Source organism: Halorubrum sp. T3, assembly GCF_000296615.1.
GTDB lineage: Archaea > Halobacteriota > Halobacteria > Halobacteriales > Haloferacaceae > Halorubrum > Halorubrum ruber.
This window is the reverse complement of the sequence record NZ_JH815330.1, coordinates 611,257-625,568: the sequence shown is the minus strand read 5'-3', so window position 1 is coordinate 625,568 and position 14,312 is coordinate 611,257. Positions and strand designations below refer to the sequence as shown.

The window sequence follows — 14,312 nt, the reverse complement described above, 5'->3', positions numbered from 1 at the left end:
GACGACGAGATGGCACGCGCGAGCGCCGGGGCCCGGCTCCACTTCGGCTTCTGTAACCTCAGCCTCTCGCACGAGCGGCTGTACGGCGCCCTCGGCGTGGGGCTCGCCAGCCCTCGCGTCGTCGTCGACGCGGAGCCGGCCGCGGCGGTGCGCGTGACGGTCGACGAGGCAGACGGGACCTCCTCGGAGTCGGCCGATTCCGCTCCGAGCGTGCGCGACGACGCCCGCGAGTACGCGACCGCGGCCGTCGACCTGCTCGGCGTCGACGGCGCCCGGATCGCGGTCCGCGAGTCGCTCCCGCGACACGCCGGCCTCGGCAGCGGGACGCAGCTGGCGGCGGCGACGCTCGCGGCGGTCGCGACCGCCCACGGCGAGCCGGCCCGGGTGCGCGAGCGCGCTCCGGCCCTCGGCCGCGGCGGGCGCTCCGGGGTCGGCGTCGCGACGTTCGAAGAGGGCGGGTTCGTCCTTGACGCCGGCCACCCGACCGCGCGCTTCACGACGGACCGCCCGGCGGACGGCGAGTGGACCGTCCCGCCCGTGGCCGCGCGCCACGCCGTCCCCGACGACTGGCGGTTCCTGCTCGTCGAGCCCGAGGCGGACGCCGGCCGGAGCGGCGCGGCCGAGGACGACGCGATGCGGACCGCGGTCGAGCGCGCGGAGCCGGGGCTCGCCGACCGGATCGGCGGGATCGTCACGCGGCGCGTTCTCCCCGCGGTCGCGACCGGAAACGCGGAGGCGTTCGGGGCCGCCGTCGGCGAGATCGGCCGTCTCAACGGCGCGTGGTACGCGGACGAGCAGGGCGGCGTGTACCGGCCGCCGGTCGGCGAAGTCGTCGACTCGCTGTCGGGCGCCGCGTCGGTGTTCGGCGCCGGGCAGTCCTCGTGGGGGCCGACCGTCTACGGGGTCACCGACGCGGAGCGCGCGGCGGCGGCGCGCGACGCCGGCGAGCGCGCGCTCGACGCGGCCGGAGTCGGCGGCGAGGTGTCCGTCGTCCGCGCTTCGAACGAGGGCGCGCGGATCGACGCGGAGCGCGGGACGGAACTGCCCTCGGCCGACCCGGAGAGGGGTAACACTAAACCCCGCGGCGACGGGGCCTAACCCATGTCCAGTGTTCCGTTCGGGGTCGCGCGCCTCGACTCGATCCTCGGGGGCGGCGCGCCGCCGGGAAGCGTCGTGCTGCTCGCGGGCGAGGCGGGCGCCGGCGCCCGGGAGTTCGCGTACACCAGCGCGGCGATGAACGCGCTGGCGGGCGCCGACGAGGAGCTGTTCGACCTCTACTACGGCGACGTCGACGCCGACGCGACGCTGCCCGAGTCCGTCCACTACATCTCCTTTACCGCCGACACCGAGGCGATCACCCGCGAGATGGGGTACACGATGGCCGACGAGATAGTCGACGCGGCGGTCGACGAAATCTCCTTCCGCGACCTCTCGCCGGAGTACTTCCAGCTGTCGCCCGTGCCGCGCGACTGGTACGAGACGGCGACGGCGTCGATCACCGAGCTCGGCGACCGCGGCGAGTACGAGGACGTGCTCACCGCGTTCGGCGACTACCTCTCGGAACACGGCGAGCGGAGCCTCGTCTGCATCGACTCCGTCACCGACCTCGTCTCGATGGTCTCCGATGACACCGACTGGAGCGACGTCGCCATGGTCATGAAGGGGTTAAAGAAGGCCGCCTACGAGTGGGACGCCCTCGTCCTCGTGTTAGTGAATACCGACGCGCTCCGCGACCGCGAGTTCGGCACCCTGATGGACGCCGCAGGCGGGACCCTCCAGTTCTCCTGGGAGAGCGGCGGCTCCCAGCGCGCCCGGACGATGTTCGTCCGCGAGTTCCGCGGGGTGCTCTCGCGGCTGGAGGCCGAGAACATCGTTCGCTTCGAGACCGAGATCCACGAGGGCGGGTTCGACATCAGCGACGTGCGGAAGATCCGGTAGCTGATTCCCGACACCGGACCGGGCGGTCGCCGAGTATCGATCCGGAGAACGGCGCGACAGGTTACTTAAGCCTCGCCCCGCAACGGCAGGTAGATGACGGAGGATCCGCGATGAGCGACCTCGACCCCGCGGCGGCCGCCCTCGACGCCGCGGCCGAGGACGCCGGCGTGAGCCGCGAGGAGCTCCTCAAGCGCGCGCTCGTCGCGCTCGCGGAGTCCGAGGAGATCGACGTCCCCGATTCCGAGGAGGTGGCGGCGATCGAGGCCCGCCTCGACGACCTCGACGCGGAGCTGGACGAGAAGGTCGCCGACCTCCGCGAGCGGTTCGTCGACCTCTACCGCGAGGTGGAGTCGCTCGACGCCGCCGAGGGGGGCGCGGAGGACGACGGAGACGCCGGCGACGCGGAGGGCGCGGCCGCGGCGCGGATCGACGAGCTCGCCGACGAACTGGAAGAGGTCGCCACCCGGCTCGACCGCCTCGACGCGGCCGTCGCCGACGCGCCGTCCGCGGACCGGGTCGACGACCTCCGGGAGCGGCTGGAGGCGCTCGACGACCGCCTCGACGACCTGGACGCGGTCCGCGACCGACTGGACGCGTTCGGCGACCGCCTCGATGGGGTCGACGAACGTGTCGACGCCGTGGACGACCGCCTCGACGACGTCGAGGCGGACCTCGACGGGATCTCCGCGGACGACCTGACCGAGATAGACGACAAGCTCTCGCGGGTCGCGAACGCGGTCGTCAGAGTCAAACGCCGGCTCGACGCGGCCGAGCGCGACCGAGCCGATCGCGAGCGCGTCGACGCGCTCACGCGGACGGCGAACCGGCACGGGGTGCGGACCGCGGACTGCGACCACTGCGGCGGCGGCGTCGAGCTGGGGCTGCTGTCGGCGCCTGAGTGTCCCCACTGCGGGCGCCGGTTCGAGGACTTAGAGCCGAACACCGGCTTCCTCGGCACGTCGAAGCTCCTCGTCGGGGACGCGCCCGCCATCGACGGCGATGTCGCGGACGGCGAGCGCGACGAGACGAGCCGGACGACCGACCGAACGAGCACCGCCGCGAGCGACGGCGGGCCGGACGGGGACCGCCGATGAGCGACGACCGGTCCGACGACCCGGAGGCCGATCCCTTCGGCGACGACGACTCGGACGGGGACCCCTTCGGTGACGATCCGTTCGGCGACGAACCGAACGACGAGACCGACGACGGCTTCGACGACTCCGACGCGGACGAAGCCGACGACCCCTTCGCGGCGCTCGGCGAGGGAGTCGACGACGGCCCCGACCCCGCCCGAGACGACGCCCGCGGCTCCGACGACGCTGATATCGGGTGGGAAACGGACGCCGCGGCTACCGACGACAGCAGCGAGACATCGTCTTGGGCGGACCCGGAGCCGAGCGCGTCCGCGGACCCCGAACCGAGCGCCCCGGCGGACGACCCGTCCGCCGAACTGGACGCCGACGCGTCCGACGCGCCGACCGACGAGGACCCCTTCGAGTCCATGGGGAGCGGCGACGTCGGCGAGGAGGACGTGTGGGAGGCGCTCGACGAGGGGACGTCGGTCGGCGCCGACGCGGCCGGGAGCGCTGCGGTCGGCGACGCGGAGGCGCCCGGCTCCGAGTTCGCGGGAACGGCGCCGGGCGCCGGGACCCTCGGCGACGAGCGCGTGGTCGACAAGCGGAGCTACTGCCAGCAGTGCCCGCACTTCACGGCGCCGCCGGAGACGGCGTGTACCCACGAGGGGACCGAAATCGTCGAGTCGGTCGACTTCTCTCGGTTCCGAGTCCGCGACTGCCCGATGGTCGACGCGGAGGATCCCGCCTTCGACGAAGAGTAACCGTACGTAGTTTCTCTCTGACGGTAGCGCATCCACCAGAAATTTCTGAACACGTTCAAGTCACCTCGGCAGATAATGCCCTCGTCACGTGGTGAAATTCGGTTCGAAGGGGTACCGGTCGATCGAGTTCGGGTCGGGGGCGGTCACCGGCGCGATAGGGGATTCGATTACGGTCATTCCGCTCGTCGTCGCGCTGGCGCTGCTGACGGACGTGTCGCTGCCGCACGCGCTCGTCGCCTTCGGCGCGTTCCAGGTCGTCTGGGGGGTCCGGTACGGCCTCCCGGTGTCCGTCGAGCCGATGAAGGCGCTGGCCGCGCTCGCGATCGCGGGCGCGCTCACCTACGCCGAGCTCGCGCTCGCGGGGATGATCCTCGGCGTCGTCCTCCTCGCGATCGGACTGTCCGGGACGCTCGCGTACGTCGAGCGCTGGATCGGCGAGCCCGTCATCCGCGGCGTCCAGTTCGCGGTCGGGCTCGTCCTCTTGGAGACGGGGATCGAACTCGCGGTCGACGACCCGCTCGTCGCGCTCGTCGGTGTCGCGGTCGCCGCCGCGTTCGCGCTCGCGGGCCACGGGAAGGCGAGCGCGCTGGCCGTTGCCCTCCTCGGCGTCGCGACCGCGCTCGTCGTCGCCGGCGTGCCGACGCCACGGCTGCCCGGTGCGCCGCCGACGCCGGCGTTCGGAACGGCGCTCACGCGGGCCACCTTCGACGGCGTGGTCGCGCAGTTGGCCATGACCATCGGCAACGCCGCGCTGGCGACCTCCCTCCTCTTCGCGGACCTGCTCGACGCCGACGTCACCCCCGACGAGCTGTCGACGAGCATGGGGATCACCAACCTAATCGCGGTGCCGCTCGGCGGGATTCCCATGTGCCACGGCTGCGACGGGGTCGCCGGCAAATACGCGTTCGGCGCGCGCACCGGCGGCGCGAACGTCGTGCTGGGCGCCGGCTACCTCGGTGCCGCGCTCTTCGCCACGCCCGCGCTCATCGCGGCGTTCCCGCTGGCGATGCTCGGCGCGCTCCTCGCGATCGTCGCCGTCTCCCTCGCGAGCAACGTCACCGACTCGAACAACCGCGCGCTCTCGGTCGGTATCGGCGTCCTCGCGCTCGCGACGAACCTCGGCGTCGCGTTCCTCGTCGGCATCGCCGTTCACCTCGTGTGGGAGCGGGTCGGCGGCTGACGGGCCAGTGAGGGGAAACCACTTATAAACGAGATGCGGTGGCGCGTGCCTGCGAGCGGCCCTTGGCCGCGAGGAGCACGCGCGAGGGAGTCAGCCGGCCGGAGCGTAGCGGAGGCCGGCTGACGAGGCTGGGGAGGCGTGAGGTGCGGTGCTGTGCGGTGCGGGTGCGGGGTGGGACTCAAAGGGGCAGCCGCGAGGGCGAAGCACGGCGCAGTAAGCACCGCAGGAGCGAACGGAGTGAGCGACGAGGAGCGCAGCAAGCCGCGCGAGTCCTCGCGGCTGGGGCTTTGGCGGTGTTCGCCGCCGATCTGTTCTCAGCTATTTATAAGCCAGCGACTGGGGATTTGGCGGTGTTCAACGCTGAGCTACTGACACCTATTTATAAAAGAGCGGCAGAGGTTTTCGGAGAGCCCACGGCAGCGATTCCCGATACGTCGACCGCAATCTCGGTGTGAGCTCGTTTATAAATCCCCTCGCGCTTCTTCGTCTCGATCGTACCCACCGGACCTAAACCGCTCGACCCCCTGTCGAACACGTATATGCAGTTCTGTGACGACTGCGGCTCGATGATGGTCTCTCGCGACGGGGAGATGGTGTGTCAGAACGACGACTGCGGCGGCACCGCCGAGCGCGACGAGGGGCTCGCGGCCGAGTTCGAGTCGACGACCGAGCAGACCGGCGAGGAGGTGATAGAGACGGAAGAGGGCGCGAACTTCGAGGGGAAGCCGACCGCGACCGACGTCGTCTGCGACGAGTGCGGCCACGGCGAGGCGTGGTACACGATCAAACAGACGGGCGCCGCCGACGAGCCGCCGACGCGCTTTTTTAAATGCAAGGAGTGCGGCCACCGCTGGCGCGGGTACAACTGACCGCGAGAGCGCGGGAGGCTCCACGGCGACGCGCGGTCGACGCGGGGGCGACGCGTTCCCCGGCCGCGCCCCTCCCGAGGACCTCGGCGGAGACCCGCCTGCGGCGAGCGGCCGGCGGCAGGGCTGATCGGCGATCGCTGACGCGCGCGCCGCGAGCGCCTGGACCGATCGACGGCTTCATCCGCGAAGCACAGATCCGACACCATGAAATACACTAACACGCGTCATAGCGCCGCAGTCTGTGGATTGTCTCGAATCAGATCGGATTAAGCGCGTAAATCCGGTCGAAATACGACTGAATTCTCCTGTAACGTTTGGACGGTTCATAGGGCTCGGCGCGGGAGTGGGGGGCACGATGAACACCGAACGTATCGCACTGATCGGGGTGACGCTGGCGCTCGTCGTCGGCGGCCTCGCGACGCTGTTCGCACCGACGGTCCTCTCCGGCCCGGGCACCGCTCCCGCGCAGGCGGCGGCAACCACCGCAGTCGGCGACGGCGGACTCGGGTCGCTGTTCGGGATCGCGCTCTGGGGCGTGACGCTCCTCTTCGGCGCGACCGCGCTCGTCTGGTTCGTGCTCACGGGAGTCGTGGGCGCGGGCTACGAGGCGCCGCCCAACGAGTACGGCCTCGACGAGATTCAGGTCCGTATCATGACCGTCGACGCCGCCGAGGTCGTTCAGGACACCGTCGACTCCCTGCCCGAGGGGCTCGACGACGTCCACGTGATCGCGGAGTCGGAGATCGACGTGAGCGGGGCGACCGTCCACGTCGTCCCGGAGGAGTTCGCGTGTGACGCGGTCCGGAAGGGGCGCGCCCAGGAGTGGGCGCGCCAGGCGCTGGACCCTCAGCGGGAGTTCGTGCTGTACCTCGACGAGGACAGTATCGTCGAGTCGCTCGACGGCCTCCCGGACGCGGACATCGTCCAGCTCCGCGAGAAGCCCCGACTCACCGGGTCGAACCTCAGCTACCTGGCCGACATCTACCGGATGGGCGTCCAAGTCGAACAGCGCGCGTTCGCGCGCCTCTCGATCCCGCTGTTCGCGTGGGGCGGCGGCATCGCGGTCCGGACCGAGGTGGAAGACGAGACGACGTGGGACCGCGAGACGCTGGTCGAGGACACCGCGTTCGTCTGGGCCGCGTTCCGGGAGTTCGACGTGACGTTCGCGCTGTCGGACGCGGTCTGCCGGAACGAGGCGCCGCCGTCGCTGTACGAGATCGTCCAGCAGCGCCGCCGCTGGGCGGCCGGAAACCTCCAGGCGTCGGCGATGCTCCCGTTCCGGTACGAGCTGCTGACGAGGGTCCGCAACTACGCGTGGGCGCTCTCGCCGATCGTCACCCTGCTCGTCGTCCCGCTGTCGCTGCTCAGCGTGACGATCGCCTACAGCGGACTGTTCTTCGTAGCGTCGATGGGACTGGCGCTGTGTACGCTCGGCTGGTTCCTCCTCGGCGTCGGCTACTACGGCGACGACCACCGCCGGTGGGCGCTGGCGGTCCCGCTGGCCCCGCTGATCACCGTCATCCACTCGATGGGGACGGTCGCCGGCATCCTCAGCCCGCCCGAGACGTTCCGGGTGACGACGAAGGTCGGGAGCGAATAGTCCGGACGAAGCGCTGCCGCTTATAAATCGTCGCGAAGCCGCGGTCCGAGAAACGCCGCGGCCGCCTCGCCTATCTCCCCGCTCCGCCCGACGAAGAAGTGGTCGGACTCGAACGCGACCGTCTCGACGCCCAACTCCTCCGCCCGCTCCACCACGGGCTTCCAGTCGGCCGTCGAGTCGCGCGTCGCGTACAGGATCCGAACAGGAGTGTTGCGCCCGACGACCTCGTCGAGCGCTGCGACCGCGTCGACGTCGGGGTTCAGGCGCGCCGTCGGGGCAAGCGCGCAGACGCCCGCCAGCTCGGGCCGCGACGCGGCCGCGACGAGCGCGACCGTCCCGCCGAACGAGAAACCGAACAGCCCGACGCGGTCGTAGCGGTCGAGCGCCCAGCCGACCGCCCGATCCGCGTCGGTGGTCTCACCGTACCCCTCGTCCCAGTCGCCGTAGTCGAACCGGAGGCAGTCGATCCCCCGGTCGGTCAGGGCGTCGCTCACGGCCACCAGCCGCTCGTCGCCGCGGTGGCCGCGCTGCTGCGGGTGCGGCGGGCAGGCGACGACAACCGTGTCGCTCCGAGGGTTGTCCGGCGACCCCTCGGCAGCCCCGTCGGTCGCGGCGGTGTCGAGGGTGGCGCGCACGTCGCGCCCGCCGGGGATCAGAATGGTGTCGCTCACGGAATTCGGATTCAGTTCGAGTTCGGATTCGGTGGTCGCGGTCGCTCCCGCTCAGGGGACCTGCGTCACGCGATCGACGTCGTCGAGATCGGCGAGGTCGGCCGCGAGCGCCTCCTGGTCGACGGTCGCCTCGTAGTAGAACACGATGTCGAAGGCGCCGTCGCGGAGGAGCTGCTGACACTCCCAGACGAACTCCTCGCCGTCGAGCGTGAGTCCCTGAAACTGGTTCGACGAGAAGTTCGTGTCGTCGTTGCCCGCCTCGATGTACGTCTCGCCCTTGTCGGCGTGGTCGGCGATGACCTCGTTGGCGGCGACCGTCAGCTCGTGCATCTCCAGGTCCTGCTGCCCGTCGAGGTTCGTGTGGACGATACAGCCCACTAACTCGATGTCGCCGGGCTCTAACAGGGCCTTCGTCCGGGCGTACAGGTCCGAGTCGACGGTCTCGCTCATGCGTCTCCCTTCCGGCTCCCGTAATAAACGGGTGACGGTTCACGGGGCGGACCGAACCGGACCGGGCGCTACTCCTCCCAGAACGCCCGTTGCCGCGCTTCAACCTCCGAGAGCGCGCCCGACAGGACGTCTCGCCAGTCCGGCGGGTGGGACGCGTCGTCACCGGGGGTCGGCGCATCCGGTCCCGGGTGGACGTGGTCGCGCGCGTTATGGTCGGAAGGGTGTCTGTCCCACCGATGGTCGAACGCCCCGGCTTCGTACTCCTCGTGGTAGTGGATCGAGAAGTCCCCGTTCTCGTACCAGACCACCTCCAGCCGAGCGGCGCGGACTCGCCCCGGGTAGAACCGGTCGTTGTAGACACAGACCAATCGGTCCGGAGCGCCCGCCGGTTCCCCGTCGACTCGACTGAACCGGTCGTCCGTCGCGAACCGCTCGCGGATCGCGTCGAGTCGGTCGAAATCGACGGGCGCACCGCTCGGCGAGTCCGACTCGTCTCCCGCTCCGCCGCTCATACAGCGGATCGCCGGTCGGCGGCGTCACCGGACTCGGCCGCGAGCGCGCGTTCGAGCAGTGCCACCCGTCGGAGGGCCGTCTGCCACGCGGCGAGCCGTTCCCAGACCGCTTCGACGGAGCGGTCGGTCGCTTCGGCGCGGGCCGCGATCGCGACGTCCGTCGGGTCGTCGGCGTCGAACTCCCGTCGCAGCGCCGTGGCACGCTCGGACTCCTCCTCCAGCAGGCCGATGAGCTCCTCGGTCGTGTACTCCCGGCGGAGGCGCTGGACGCGTCGCCAGTTCAGGTACTCCTGGTTCCGCTCGTAGGTGGCCGGCGAGTTCGTGGCCTTCGTCACGACTCCCATGCGCTCGAACCACGACAAGTACTCCCGGGCGGCGTCGACGCCGTGGCCAGCCAGATCGGCGACCTCGCCCGCCGTCGCCGGCGAATCGAGCGCGAGGACGGCGTCGAGGAAGTCGTCCCGCGTTCGATCGCCGTGGACCGCCTCCTCCGGCGGCGCCAACGCTTCGAAGTCGGGCGCGTCCGCGCGCTCCGCATCGCCCGCCTTCAGTTCGTCACGGGGGTCGTCCATACGCCGCTCTTCGGGGTATTACGGGATAAAACTTTCTCGCACGGAATATTCCACGAACTCCCCTACCGCAATCGAACGACCGCCCGATCGCTCCGCTCTTCGAGTCGAACCAGCCCGTCGTCCGCGAGGTCGTCGACGAGCCCGCGGAGCCACTCCCGGCCGTGCTCGCCGTCCGGTGCGTAATCGACGCGGATCCGGTGGCCGAGCGCGTCCAACTTCATCTCGTCGTACTCACCGAGCAGCCGCACGATCCGCCCGCGGAACTGCCGGCGGCTCCCCTCGAAGCTCGGCTGCTCGGGCACGTCCGGGGCGGTAAAATCGCCGGTCTGGTAGGCGTGACACCACTCGCGCCACGGACAGCCGGCCTCGTCGCAGCGGGGCTTCTTCCCGCAGGCGACGCCGCCGAGTTCCATGATCGCGTTGTTCCAGACACGCGACTCGCCCGCCGGCATGAGCCGGGACGCGACCCGCTCGAACGCGTCGTCGTCGTCCGGGACATCGAACGCGCGGTACAGGACCCGCTTCACGTTGGTGTCGACGACGGCGTCGCCGTTGTCGAACGCGAACGACGCCACCGCGTTGGCGGTGTACGGGCCGACGCCCATCAGTTCGCTCAGGCCGTCGGGGTCCTCCGGGAACGACCCGTCGTAGTCGTCCTCGACCTGGCCGGCCGCCTCGTGGAGGTACTTCGCGCGGTTGTTGTATCCGAGCGAGTGGTCCGACCAGAAGGCGACCACGTCGGCGCGATCGGCGGCCGCGAGGTCGGCCGTGGTCGGCCACTCGTCGAGGAAGTCCTCCCACGCCGGCACGACGCGGTCGAGCTGAGTCTGCTGGCTCATCACCTCGCTGACGAGGACCTCGTAGGGGTCCTCGGTGCGGCGCCACGGGAACTCCCGGTGGTCCGCCTCGTACCAGTCGACGAGCGCGTCGCGGACCGCGTCGAGGTCGGCCGGCAGCGCCGGCGACTCTCCGGCGTCGTCGCCCGCGGCGGCACCCTCCGAGTCGGTCATACCTCCGGTCCGACCGGCGGCGGTTTATCGGTGCTGGTCGCCGCCGGCGTCGACCGCCGCCATCGTCCGTGGGTCGCGGTCGGGACCCGGATACTCTCCGCCGACGGCGTCCGGGTACAGCTTCGCAGGGTCGAACACCGTCGCAAACGCGCGCGGTTCCCGGACGCTCACGGGCATGCGGTCGCGCAGCCCGGCGGCGGCCCCCGGCCCGGTCAGCGAGGGGTCGAGGCTCACGACCTGCATCGCGCCGCCGCGGTAGGCGGAGGCCAGCGCGGGGTGATCGCCCGGCGGCTGCGCGACCGGCTCGCGCCACGTCTCGACCGCGGCCCGCCAGTCAGCCGCGAGGTCGGCGTCCGAGAGCGACGCGATCACGGCCTCGGCGTCGTCGAGGAGCGGGTCGCTGGCGACCAGCGTCGTCCACGCGTGCGATCGGAGCGCGTCGAGCGCATCGCGCGCGGCGCCGCCGACGAGCAGGTCCGCCGCGAGCGCGTCCGCGTCGGCGACGACGCGGGCCGGGGTGGGGTCGAGGGGGTCGGCGACCGCGTCGCCGTCGCGGGAGGCGTCGCCGTCGTCCCGGTCTGACGCTGATCGCACGTCGTCGAGCGCCGAGCGCACGTCCGCCTCGTCGAGGTCGCCGTCGAACGCGGCCGCGCGCTCGAACAAGTCGGCGAAGGTCATACGCGTCGGTCGGCGCCGCGCCCGTATCGTCCTTGCGGCCGAACTCGACCGGGCGCCGGCGACGCTGACCGCGACGCTCGACCGCGAGACGCTCGCCCCACAGCGGGATCCGGTCGGCGCCGTCGATAAGTTTGAAAATATTCTTTTGAATATTGAAAAAGTAGTTTTCTAAGTAGGAACTATTAAGTAGGTCGCGCGCGTATGTACAGTTGAAATGAGTACCCAAAAGCAGGCCCGTCAGCGATACGGCGACGTTCACGAGAGCGAAGCGCTCCGCGTCCCCGAGGAGAAGGCCGAACAGCTCGTCGACGCGCTCAACAGCGACCTCGCGGCGACGTACGTCCTCTACCATCAGGTCAAGAAACACCACTGGCTCGTCGAGGGCGCCGAGTTCCTCGACATCCACGAGTACCTCGGCGAGGTCGCGGCCGACCTCGAGGAGGGCGCCGACGTGCTCGCCGAACGCGCACAGGCGCTCGGCGGCGTGCCGCTCTCTGGCGGCGCGAACTACGAGGAACACGCGCCGGTGACCCCCGAGGACGCCGACGCCTACGACATCCGGACGTCGCTGGAACACGACCTCGAGATCTTCGGCGACATCACCGAGCAGCTCCGCGAGCACATCCAGCTCGCCAACAACCTCGGCGACTACAACACCGAAGAGCAGCTCCGCGAGGTCCTCGAAGACGTCGAGGAACACGGCCACCACCTCGAGCACTACCTCGAGGACGACACGCTCGTCACGAGCGAGACGCTCGAGTAAGCCGACCGCGACGGACTGCTCTCGGGCCGTTCCGGAATCCGATTTTCGTGTTTTTCACGCCCCGCAGAGTGGCGACGCCAGCGACGCTCCCGCCGCTCAGTCCATGTCCGGCGCCCGCTCGCCCGCCGGGATCACGATCTCCAGCCAGTTCTCCTCGGGCGGGAGCGGACAGGAGAACGTCTCGCTGTACGCGCAGAACGGGCTGTACGCGAGGTTGAAGTCGATCGTGACGCTGTCGCCGTCGTCGAGGTCGCGCTCGGGCGCCAGCTCCATGTAGCGCCCCTGATGGTACGTCTGCTGACCGGTCGTCTTGTCGCGGAAGGGGACGAAGATGGCGCCGTCGTCGCCCTCCTGTCGGTAGCCCGCCAAGGTGTGTTCCTCTCCGTCGACCTCGAACGCGAACGTGACGACCCGGAGGTACCGGACCGGGTTGCTCGCGGTCGTCTCCATCTCGACCGGCTCGGGATCGTCGTGGACCGTGACGGTCGCCTCGACGCGGTAGTCCGGATTCGGCGGGAAGTAGTCGAGCCCGTCGAACTCGTCGCGCTGTTCCGGCGGAATCGGCGACTGCGGGTGGTCGTCGAAGAACTCGTCTTTCTCCCGGCGGTTCGCGCGGAGCCGCTCGGCGTAGTCCTCGCTCATGGCCGGACCGACGGGCGCCGGCCGTTTCAGGCCCGCGGTTCGGCTGCCCTCTCCGTCCCCGCCGTCAGCTCACAGCGCCTGAAGGTCCGCGAGGCAGTCGTCGAGGTCGCGGTTCGACGTCGCCAGCGAGACGCCGTCGACGCGGGCGAGGTCGGCGGCGTGGTCCCAGAGGTCGCCGTCCTCGATCCCGTGGAGCACGACCGCGTTTGGGGTGGGGCTCACGACCCGGAGCGCGACGAGCGGCGACTCGCCGCGCGTCACCCGCGTGAACACGAGCGCGCGGTTCGTCGACTGGCCGTACAGCCGGTAGAACTCCTCGCTGGAGAGCCGCGTGATCGCCTGGATCGAGTCGATGACTGTGTGCCCGTTCACGTGGTCGTGGTCGCCGCGGACGATCTCCGTCGCGCCCATCGCCTCGTAAAACTCCGCTAAGGGCACCGCCGTCGAGTACTCGCGGAGGTCGTGGACGATGTCGCTCTCGAACCCGGCCGAAAGCACCCGGGCGTGCTGTCGGAGCCGCCCGCCGCCGCGCCGCTCGTCGATGTCGAGCAGGCCCTCAACCGTGCGGCGGACGACGCCGATCCCCGGGCTCTCGCGGCGACCGCTCTCGTAGTCGGAGACGACCGACGAGGAGACGCCGAGCTGCTCGGCCAGCTCCGTCTGCGAGACGTCGAAGTCGGTCCGCCACTTCCGGAGCGTCGCCCCCGGGTCGTCGCTCAGCGTTATCTCGCCGGCGATCCGGCGGGAGAGCTCCTCGCGTGCGTCGCTCATGCCATGAACGGACGGCCGAGCGCCGCAAAAGGGTACCGTTCGTCGCGCGTCGAAAGCCGCGAAGCCTACTCCAGATACAGCGAGTAAACGATGACCGCGAACCCGACCGCCGTGAGGAGGCCGTCGATGGCGATGCCGACCGCCAGGTCGGCGCCGATAATCTGGTGGGAGACGCCGCCCAGCAGCGCCCCGACGGTGACGATGCCGAAGCCGACGCCGAGCTCCCGCAGCGAGCGGTCGCCGGTCCGGTTGTACGCGCGGAGCGCGTAGTAGGTGATGCTGCCACCGAGGGCCAGGATGGCGGTCTTTGCGGCGATGATAGTCAGGTCGATGTAGGGGTTCATGTTTCCTCTCGTAGCTCCGACCACAGGTCGGCAAGTCGCTCGTCTCGGGTCCGCTCCGGCCGAGAGAACTCCACGTCGAACTCGCGGCGGTCCGCGTCTTCCTCGCCGTCGCCGTCGACCGAGACGGTGACGGCGTCGAACGACACCGAGTACCGCGTCGTGTGCTGTCCGTCCCGCCGGATGTCGGTCGACTCCGACAGCAGGGAGGCGTCCGTGAGCTTCTCCAGCTTCCGGTAGGTCGTCGACAGGGGGATGTCGCACTCCTCGGAGAGCTCGCTCGCGGTCTTCGGCTCGGTGAGCGCCGCGACGATCTGCCGGGCCGCGTCGTCGGCCAGCGCGTCGAGCACCTCGTCGACCGACGGCGGCTCCGACTCTCGCGACGGGTCCCGCACCATGCCTGACGGTTCGGCCCCCGGAACTTAAACCATCGAACTTCGGTCCAGTGCCGGGACGGTTCGACCGTCCACCTCCCGGT

The 14,312-nt window shown here is 70.4% G+C and carries 18 protein-coding genes; 8 read left to right on the top strand and 10 right to left on the bottom strand.

What is annotated here, in order from left to right; genetic code table 11:
* The first annotated feature begins 9 nt into the window (after nucleotides 1-9).
* From B378_RS0112225 to B378_RS0112195, 7 genes are all read left to right on the top strand, one after another.
* Complete coding sequence (locus tag B378_RS0112225; protein ID WP_017344067.1) at nucleotides 10-1,098, top strand: beta-ribofuranosylaminobenzene 5'-phosphate synthase family protein; 1,089 nt, start codon at nucleotides 10-12, stop codon at nucleotides 1,096-1,098.
* A 3-nt stretch (nucleotides 1,099-1,101) separates the two neighbouring features.
* Nucleotides 1,102-1,938: an HtlC gene (locus B378_RS0112220; protein WP_017344066.1), complete on the top strand. Its 837-nt coding sequence runs from the start codon at nucleotides 1,102-1,104 to the stop codon at nucleotides 1,936-1,938.
* A 110-nt stretch (nucleotides 1,939-2,048) separates the two neighbouring features.
* Complete coding sequence (locus B378_RS0112215; RefSeq protein WP_017344065.1) at nucleotides 2,049-3,032, top strand: hypothetical protein; 984 nt, start codon at nucleotides 2,049-2,051, stop codon at nucleotides 3,030-3,032.
* Nucleotides 3,029-3,775: a hypothetical protein gene (locus tag B378_RS0112210; RefSeq protein WP_017344064.1), complete on the top strand. Its 747-nt coding sequence runs from the start codon at nucleotides 3,029-3,031 to the stop codon at nucleotides 3,773-3,775. Before B378_RS0112215 ends, B378_RS0112210 begins: the two co-directional genes overlap by 4 nt.
* An 88-nt stretch (nucleotides 3,776-3,863) precedes the next feature.
* On the top strand, nucleotides 3,864-4,955 hold the full coding sequence (locus B378_RS0112205; protein ID WP_017344063.1) for a putative sulfate/molybdate transporter: 1,092 nt from the start codon (nucleotides 3,864-3,866) through the stop codon (nucleotides 4,953-4,955).
* Between the two features lie 539 nt (nucleotides 4,956-5,494).
* Entirely contained in the window at nucleotides 5,495-5,824 is a 330-nt protein-coding gene (locus B378_RS0112200) for a transcription factor S (protein WP_017344062.1), read from the top strand.
* 355 nt (nucleotides 5,825-6,179) lie between these two features.
* Nucleotides 6,180-7,424 (top strand): glycosyltransferase family 2 protein, encoded by a 1,245-nt coding sequence (locus B378_RS0112195; RefSeq protein WP_017344061.1) that lies wholly within the window; start codon nucleotides 6,180-6,182, stop codon nucleotides 7,422-7,424.
* Nucleotides 7,425-7,444: 20 nt separating this feature from the next.
* On the opposite strand, the gene B378_RS0112190 is transcribed toward B378_RS0112195, so the two are convergent.
* The 6 genes from B378_RS0112190 to B378_RS0112165 all read right to left on the bottom strand — a co-directional run bounded on the left by B378_RS0112190 (nucleotide 7,445) and on the right by B378_RS0112165 (nucleotide 11,317).
* Nucleotides 7,445-8,095: an alpha/beta hydrolase gene (locus B378_RS0112190; RefSeq protein WP_017344060.1), complete on the bottom strand. Its 651-nt coding sequence runs from the start codon at nucleotides 8,093-8,095 to the stop codon at nucleotides 7,445-7,447.
* Between the two features lie 51 nt (nucleotides 8,096-8,146).
* Nucleotides 8,147-8,545, bottom strand: a complete 399-nt coding sequence (locus tag B378_RS0112185) for a DUF5778 family protein (protein ID WP_017344059.1) — start codon at nucleotides 8,543-8,545, stop codon at nucleotides 8,147-8,149.
* A 68-nt stretch (nucleotides 8,546-8,613) separates the two neighbouring features.
* Nucleotides 8,614-9,057 carry a hypothetical protein gene (locus B378_RS0112180; RefSeq protein ID WP_017344058.1) on the bottom strand — a complete coding sequence of 148 codons (444 nt, stop codon included), beginning with the start codon at nucleotides 9,055-9,057 and terminating at the stop codon, nucleotides 8,614-8,616.
* Nucleotides 9,054-9,629: a hypothetical protein gene (locus B378_RS0112175; protein ID WP_017344057.1), complete on the bottom strand. Its 576-nt coding sequence runs from the start codon at nucleotides 9,627-9,629 to the stop codon at nucleotides 9,054-9,056. The genes B378_RS0112180 and B378_RS0112175 overlap by 4 nt, the downstream gene beginning before the upstream one ends.
* Nucleotides 9,630-9,691: 62 nt before the next feature.
* The gene (locus B378_RS0112170; protein ID WP_017344056.1) at nucleotides 9,692-10,639 is read right to left on the bottom strand and encodes an A/G-specific adenine glycosylase; all 948 of its coding nucleotides are present in this window, start codon (nucleotides 10,637-10,639) and stop codon (nucleotides 9,692-9,694) included.
* A gap of 24 nt (nucleotides 10,640-10,663) precedes the next feature.
* Nucleotides 10,664-11,317, bottom strand: coding sequence for a hypothetical protein (locus tag B378_RS0112165; RefSeq protein ID WP_017344055.1), 654 nt, complete (start codon nucleotides 11,315-11,317; stop codon nucleotides 10,664-10,666).
* A 214-nt stretch (nucleotides 11,318-11,531) separates the two neighbouring features.
* Here B378_RS0112165 and dpsA point away from each other — a divergent pair, with 214 nt between their 5' ends.
* The gene (gene dpsA, locus B378_RS0112160) at nucleotides 11,532-12,080 is read left to right on the top strand and encodes a DNA starvation/stationary phase protection protein DpsA (RefSeq protein WP_017344054.1); all 549 of its coding nucleotides are present in this window, start codon (nucleotides 11,532-11,534) and stop codon (nucleotides 12,078-12,080) included.
* Between the two features lie 96 nt (nucleotides 12,081-12,176).
* On the opposite strand, the gene B378_RS0112155 is transcribed toward dpsA, so the two are convergent.
* The 4 genes from B378_RS0112155 to B378_RS0112140 form a co-directional block, all read right to left on the bottom strand.
* The gene (locus B378_RS0112155) at nucleotides 12,177-12,722 is read right to left on the bottom strand and encodes a DUF1684 domain-containing protein (RefSeq protein WP_017344053.1); all 546 of its coding nucleotides are present in this window, start codon (nucleotides 12,720-12,722) and stop codon (nucleotides 12,177-12,179) included.
* Between the two features lie 69 nt (nucleotides 12,723-12,791).
* Nucleotides 12,792-13,493: a helix-turn-helix domain-containing protein gene (locus B378_RS0112150; protein ID WP_017344052.1), complete on the bottom strand. Its 702-nt coding sequence runs from the start codon at nucleotides 13,491-13,493 to the stop codon at nucleotides 12,792-12,794.
* 65 nt (nucleotides 13,494-13,558) lie between these two features.
* Complete coding sequence (locus tag B378_RS0112145) at nucleotides 13,559-13,837, bottom strand: hypothetical protein (RefSeq protein ID WP_017344051.1); 279 nt, start codon at nucleotides 13,835-13,837, stop codon at nucleotides 13,559-13,561.
* Nucleotides 13,834-14,232 carry a helix-turn-helix domain-containing protein gene (locus B378_RS0112140; RefSeq protein WP_017344050.1) on the bottom strand — a complete coding sequence of 133 codons (399 nt, stop codon included), beginning with the start codon at nucleotides 14,230-14,232 and terminating at the stop codon, nucleotides 13,834-13,836. Before B378_RS0112140 ends, B378_RS0112145 begins: the two co-directional genes overlap by 4 nt.
* Nucleotides 14,233-14,312: the final 80 nt, after the last annotated feature.

Coding starts and splice junctions, on each gene's coding strand:
- B378_RS0112225 (WP_017344067.1), top strand. CDS start 10: ATGGCACGCGCGAGCGCCGGGGCCCGGCTCCACTTCGGCTTCTGTAAC.
- B378_RS0112220 (WP_017344066.1), top strand. CDS start 1,102: ATGTCCAGTGTTCCGTTCGGGGTCGCGCGCCTCGACTCGATCCTCGGG.
- B378_RS0112215 (WP_017344065.1), top strand. CDS start 2,049: ATGAGCGACCTCGACCCCGCGGCGGCCGCCCTCGACGCCGCGGCCGAG.
- B378_RS0112210 (WP_017344064.1), top strand. CDS start 3,029: ATGAGCGACGACCGGTCCGACGACCCGGAGGCCGATCCCTTCGGCGAC.
- B378_RS0112200 (WP_017344062.1), top strand. CDS start 5,495: ATGCAGTTCTGTGACGACTGCGGCTCGATGATGGTCTCTCGCGACGGG.
- B378_RS0112195 (WP_017344061.1), top strand. CDS start 6,180: ATGAACACCGAACGTATCGCACTGATCGGGGTGACGCTGGCGCTCGTC.
- B378_RS0112185 (WP_017344059.1), bottom strand. CDS start 8,545: ATGAGCGAGACCGTCGACTCGGACCTGTACGCCCGGACGAAGGCCCTG.
- B378_RS0112180 (WP_017344058.1), bottom strand. CDS start 9,057: ATGAGCGGCGGAGCGGGAGACGAGTCGGACTCGCCGAGCGGTGCGCCC.
- B378_RS0112175 (WP_017344057.1), bottom strand. CDS start 9,629: ATGGACGACCCCCGTGACGAACTGAAGGCGGGCGATGCGGAGCGCGCG.
- B378_RS0112170 (WP_017344056.1), bottom strand. CDS start 10,639: ATGACCGACTCGGAGGGTGCCGCCGCGGGCGACGACGCCGGAGAGTCG.
- B378_RS0112165 (WP_017344055.1), bottom strand. CDS start 11,317: ATGACCTTCGCCGACTTGTTCGAGCGCGCGGCCGCGTTCGACGGCGAC.
- dpsA (WP_017344054.1), top strand. CDS start 11,532: ATGAGTACCCAAAAGCAGGCCCGTCAGCGATACGGCGACGTTCACGAG.
- B378_RS0112155 (WP_017344053.1), bottom strand. CDS start 12,722: ATGAGCGAGGACTACGCCGAGCGGCTCCGCGCGAACCGCCGGGAGAAA.
- B378_RS0112150 (WP_017344052.1), bottom strand. CDS start 13,493: ATGAGCGACGCACGCGAGGAGCTCTCCCGCCGGATCGCCGGCGAGATA.
- B378_RS0112145 (WP_017344051.1), bottom strand. CDS start 13,837: ATGAACCCCTACATCGACCTGACTATCATCGCCGCAAAGACCGCCATC.
- B378_RS0112140 (WP_017344050.1), bottom strand. CDS start 14,232: ATGGTGCGGGACCCGTCGCGAGAGTCGGAGCCGCCGTCGGTCGACGAG.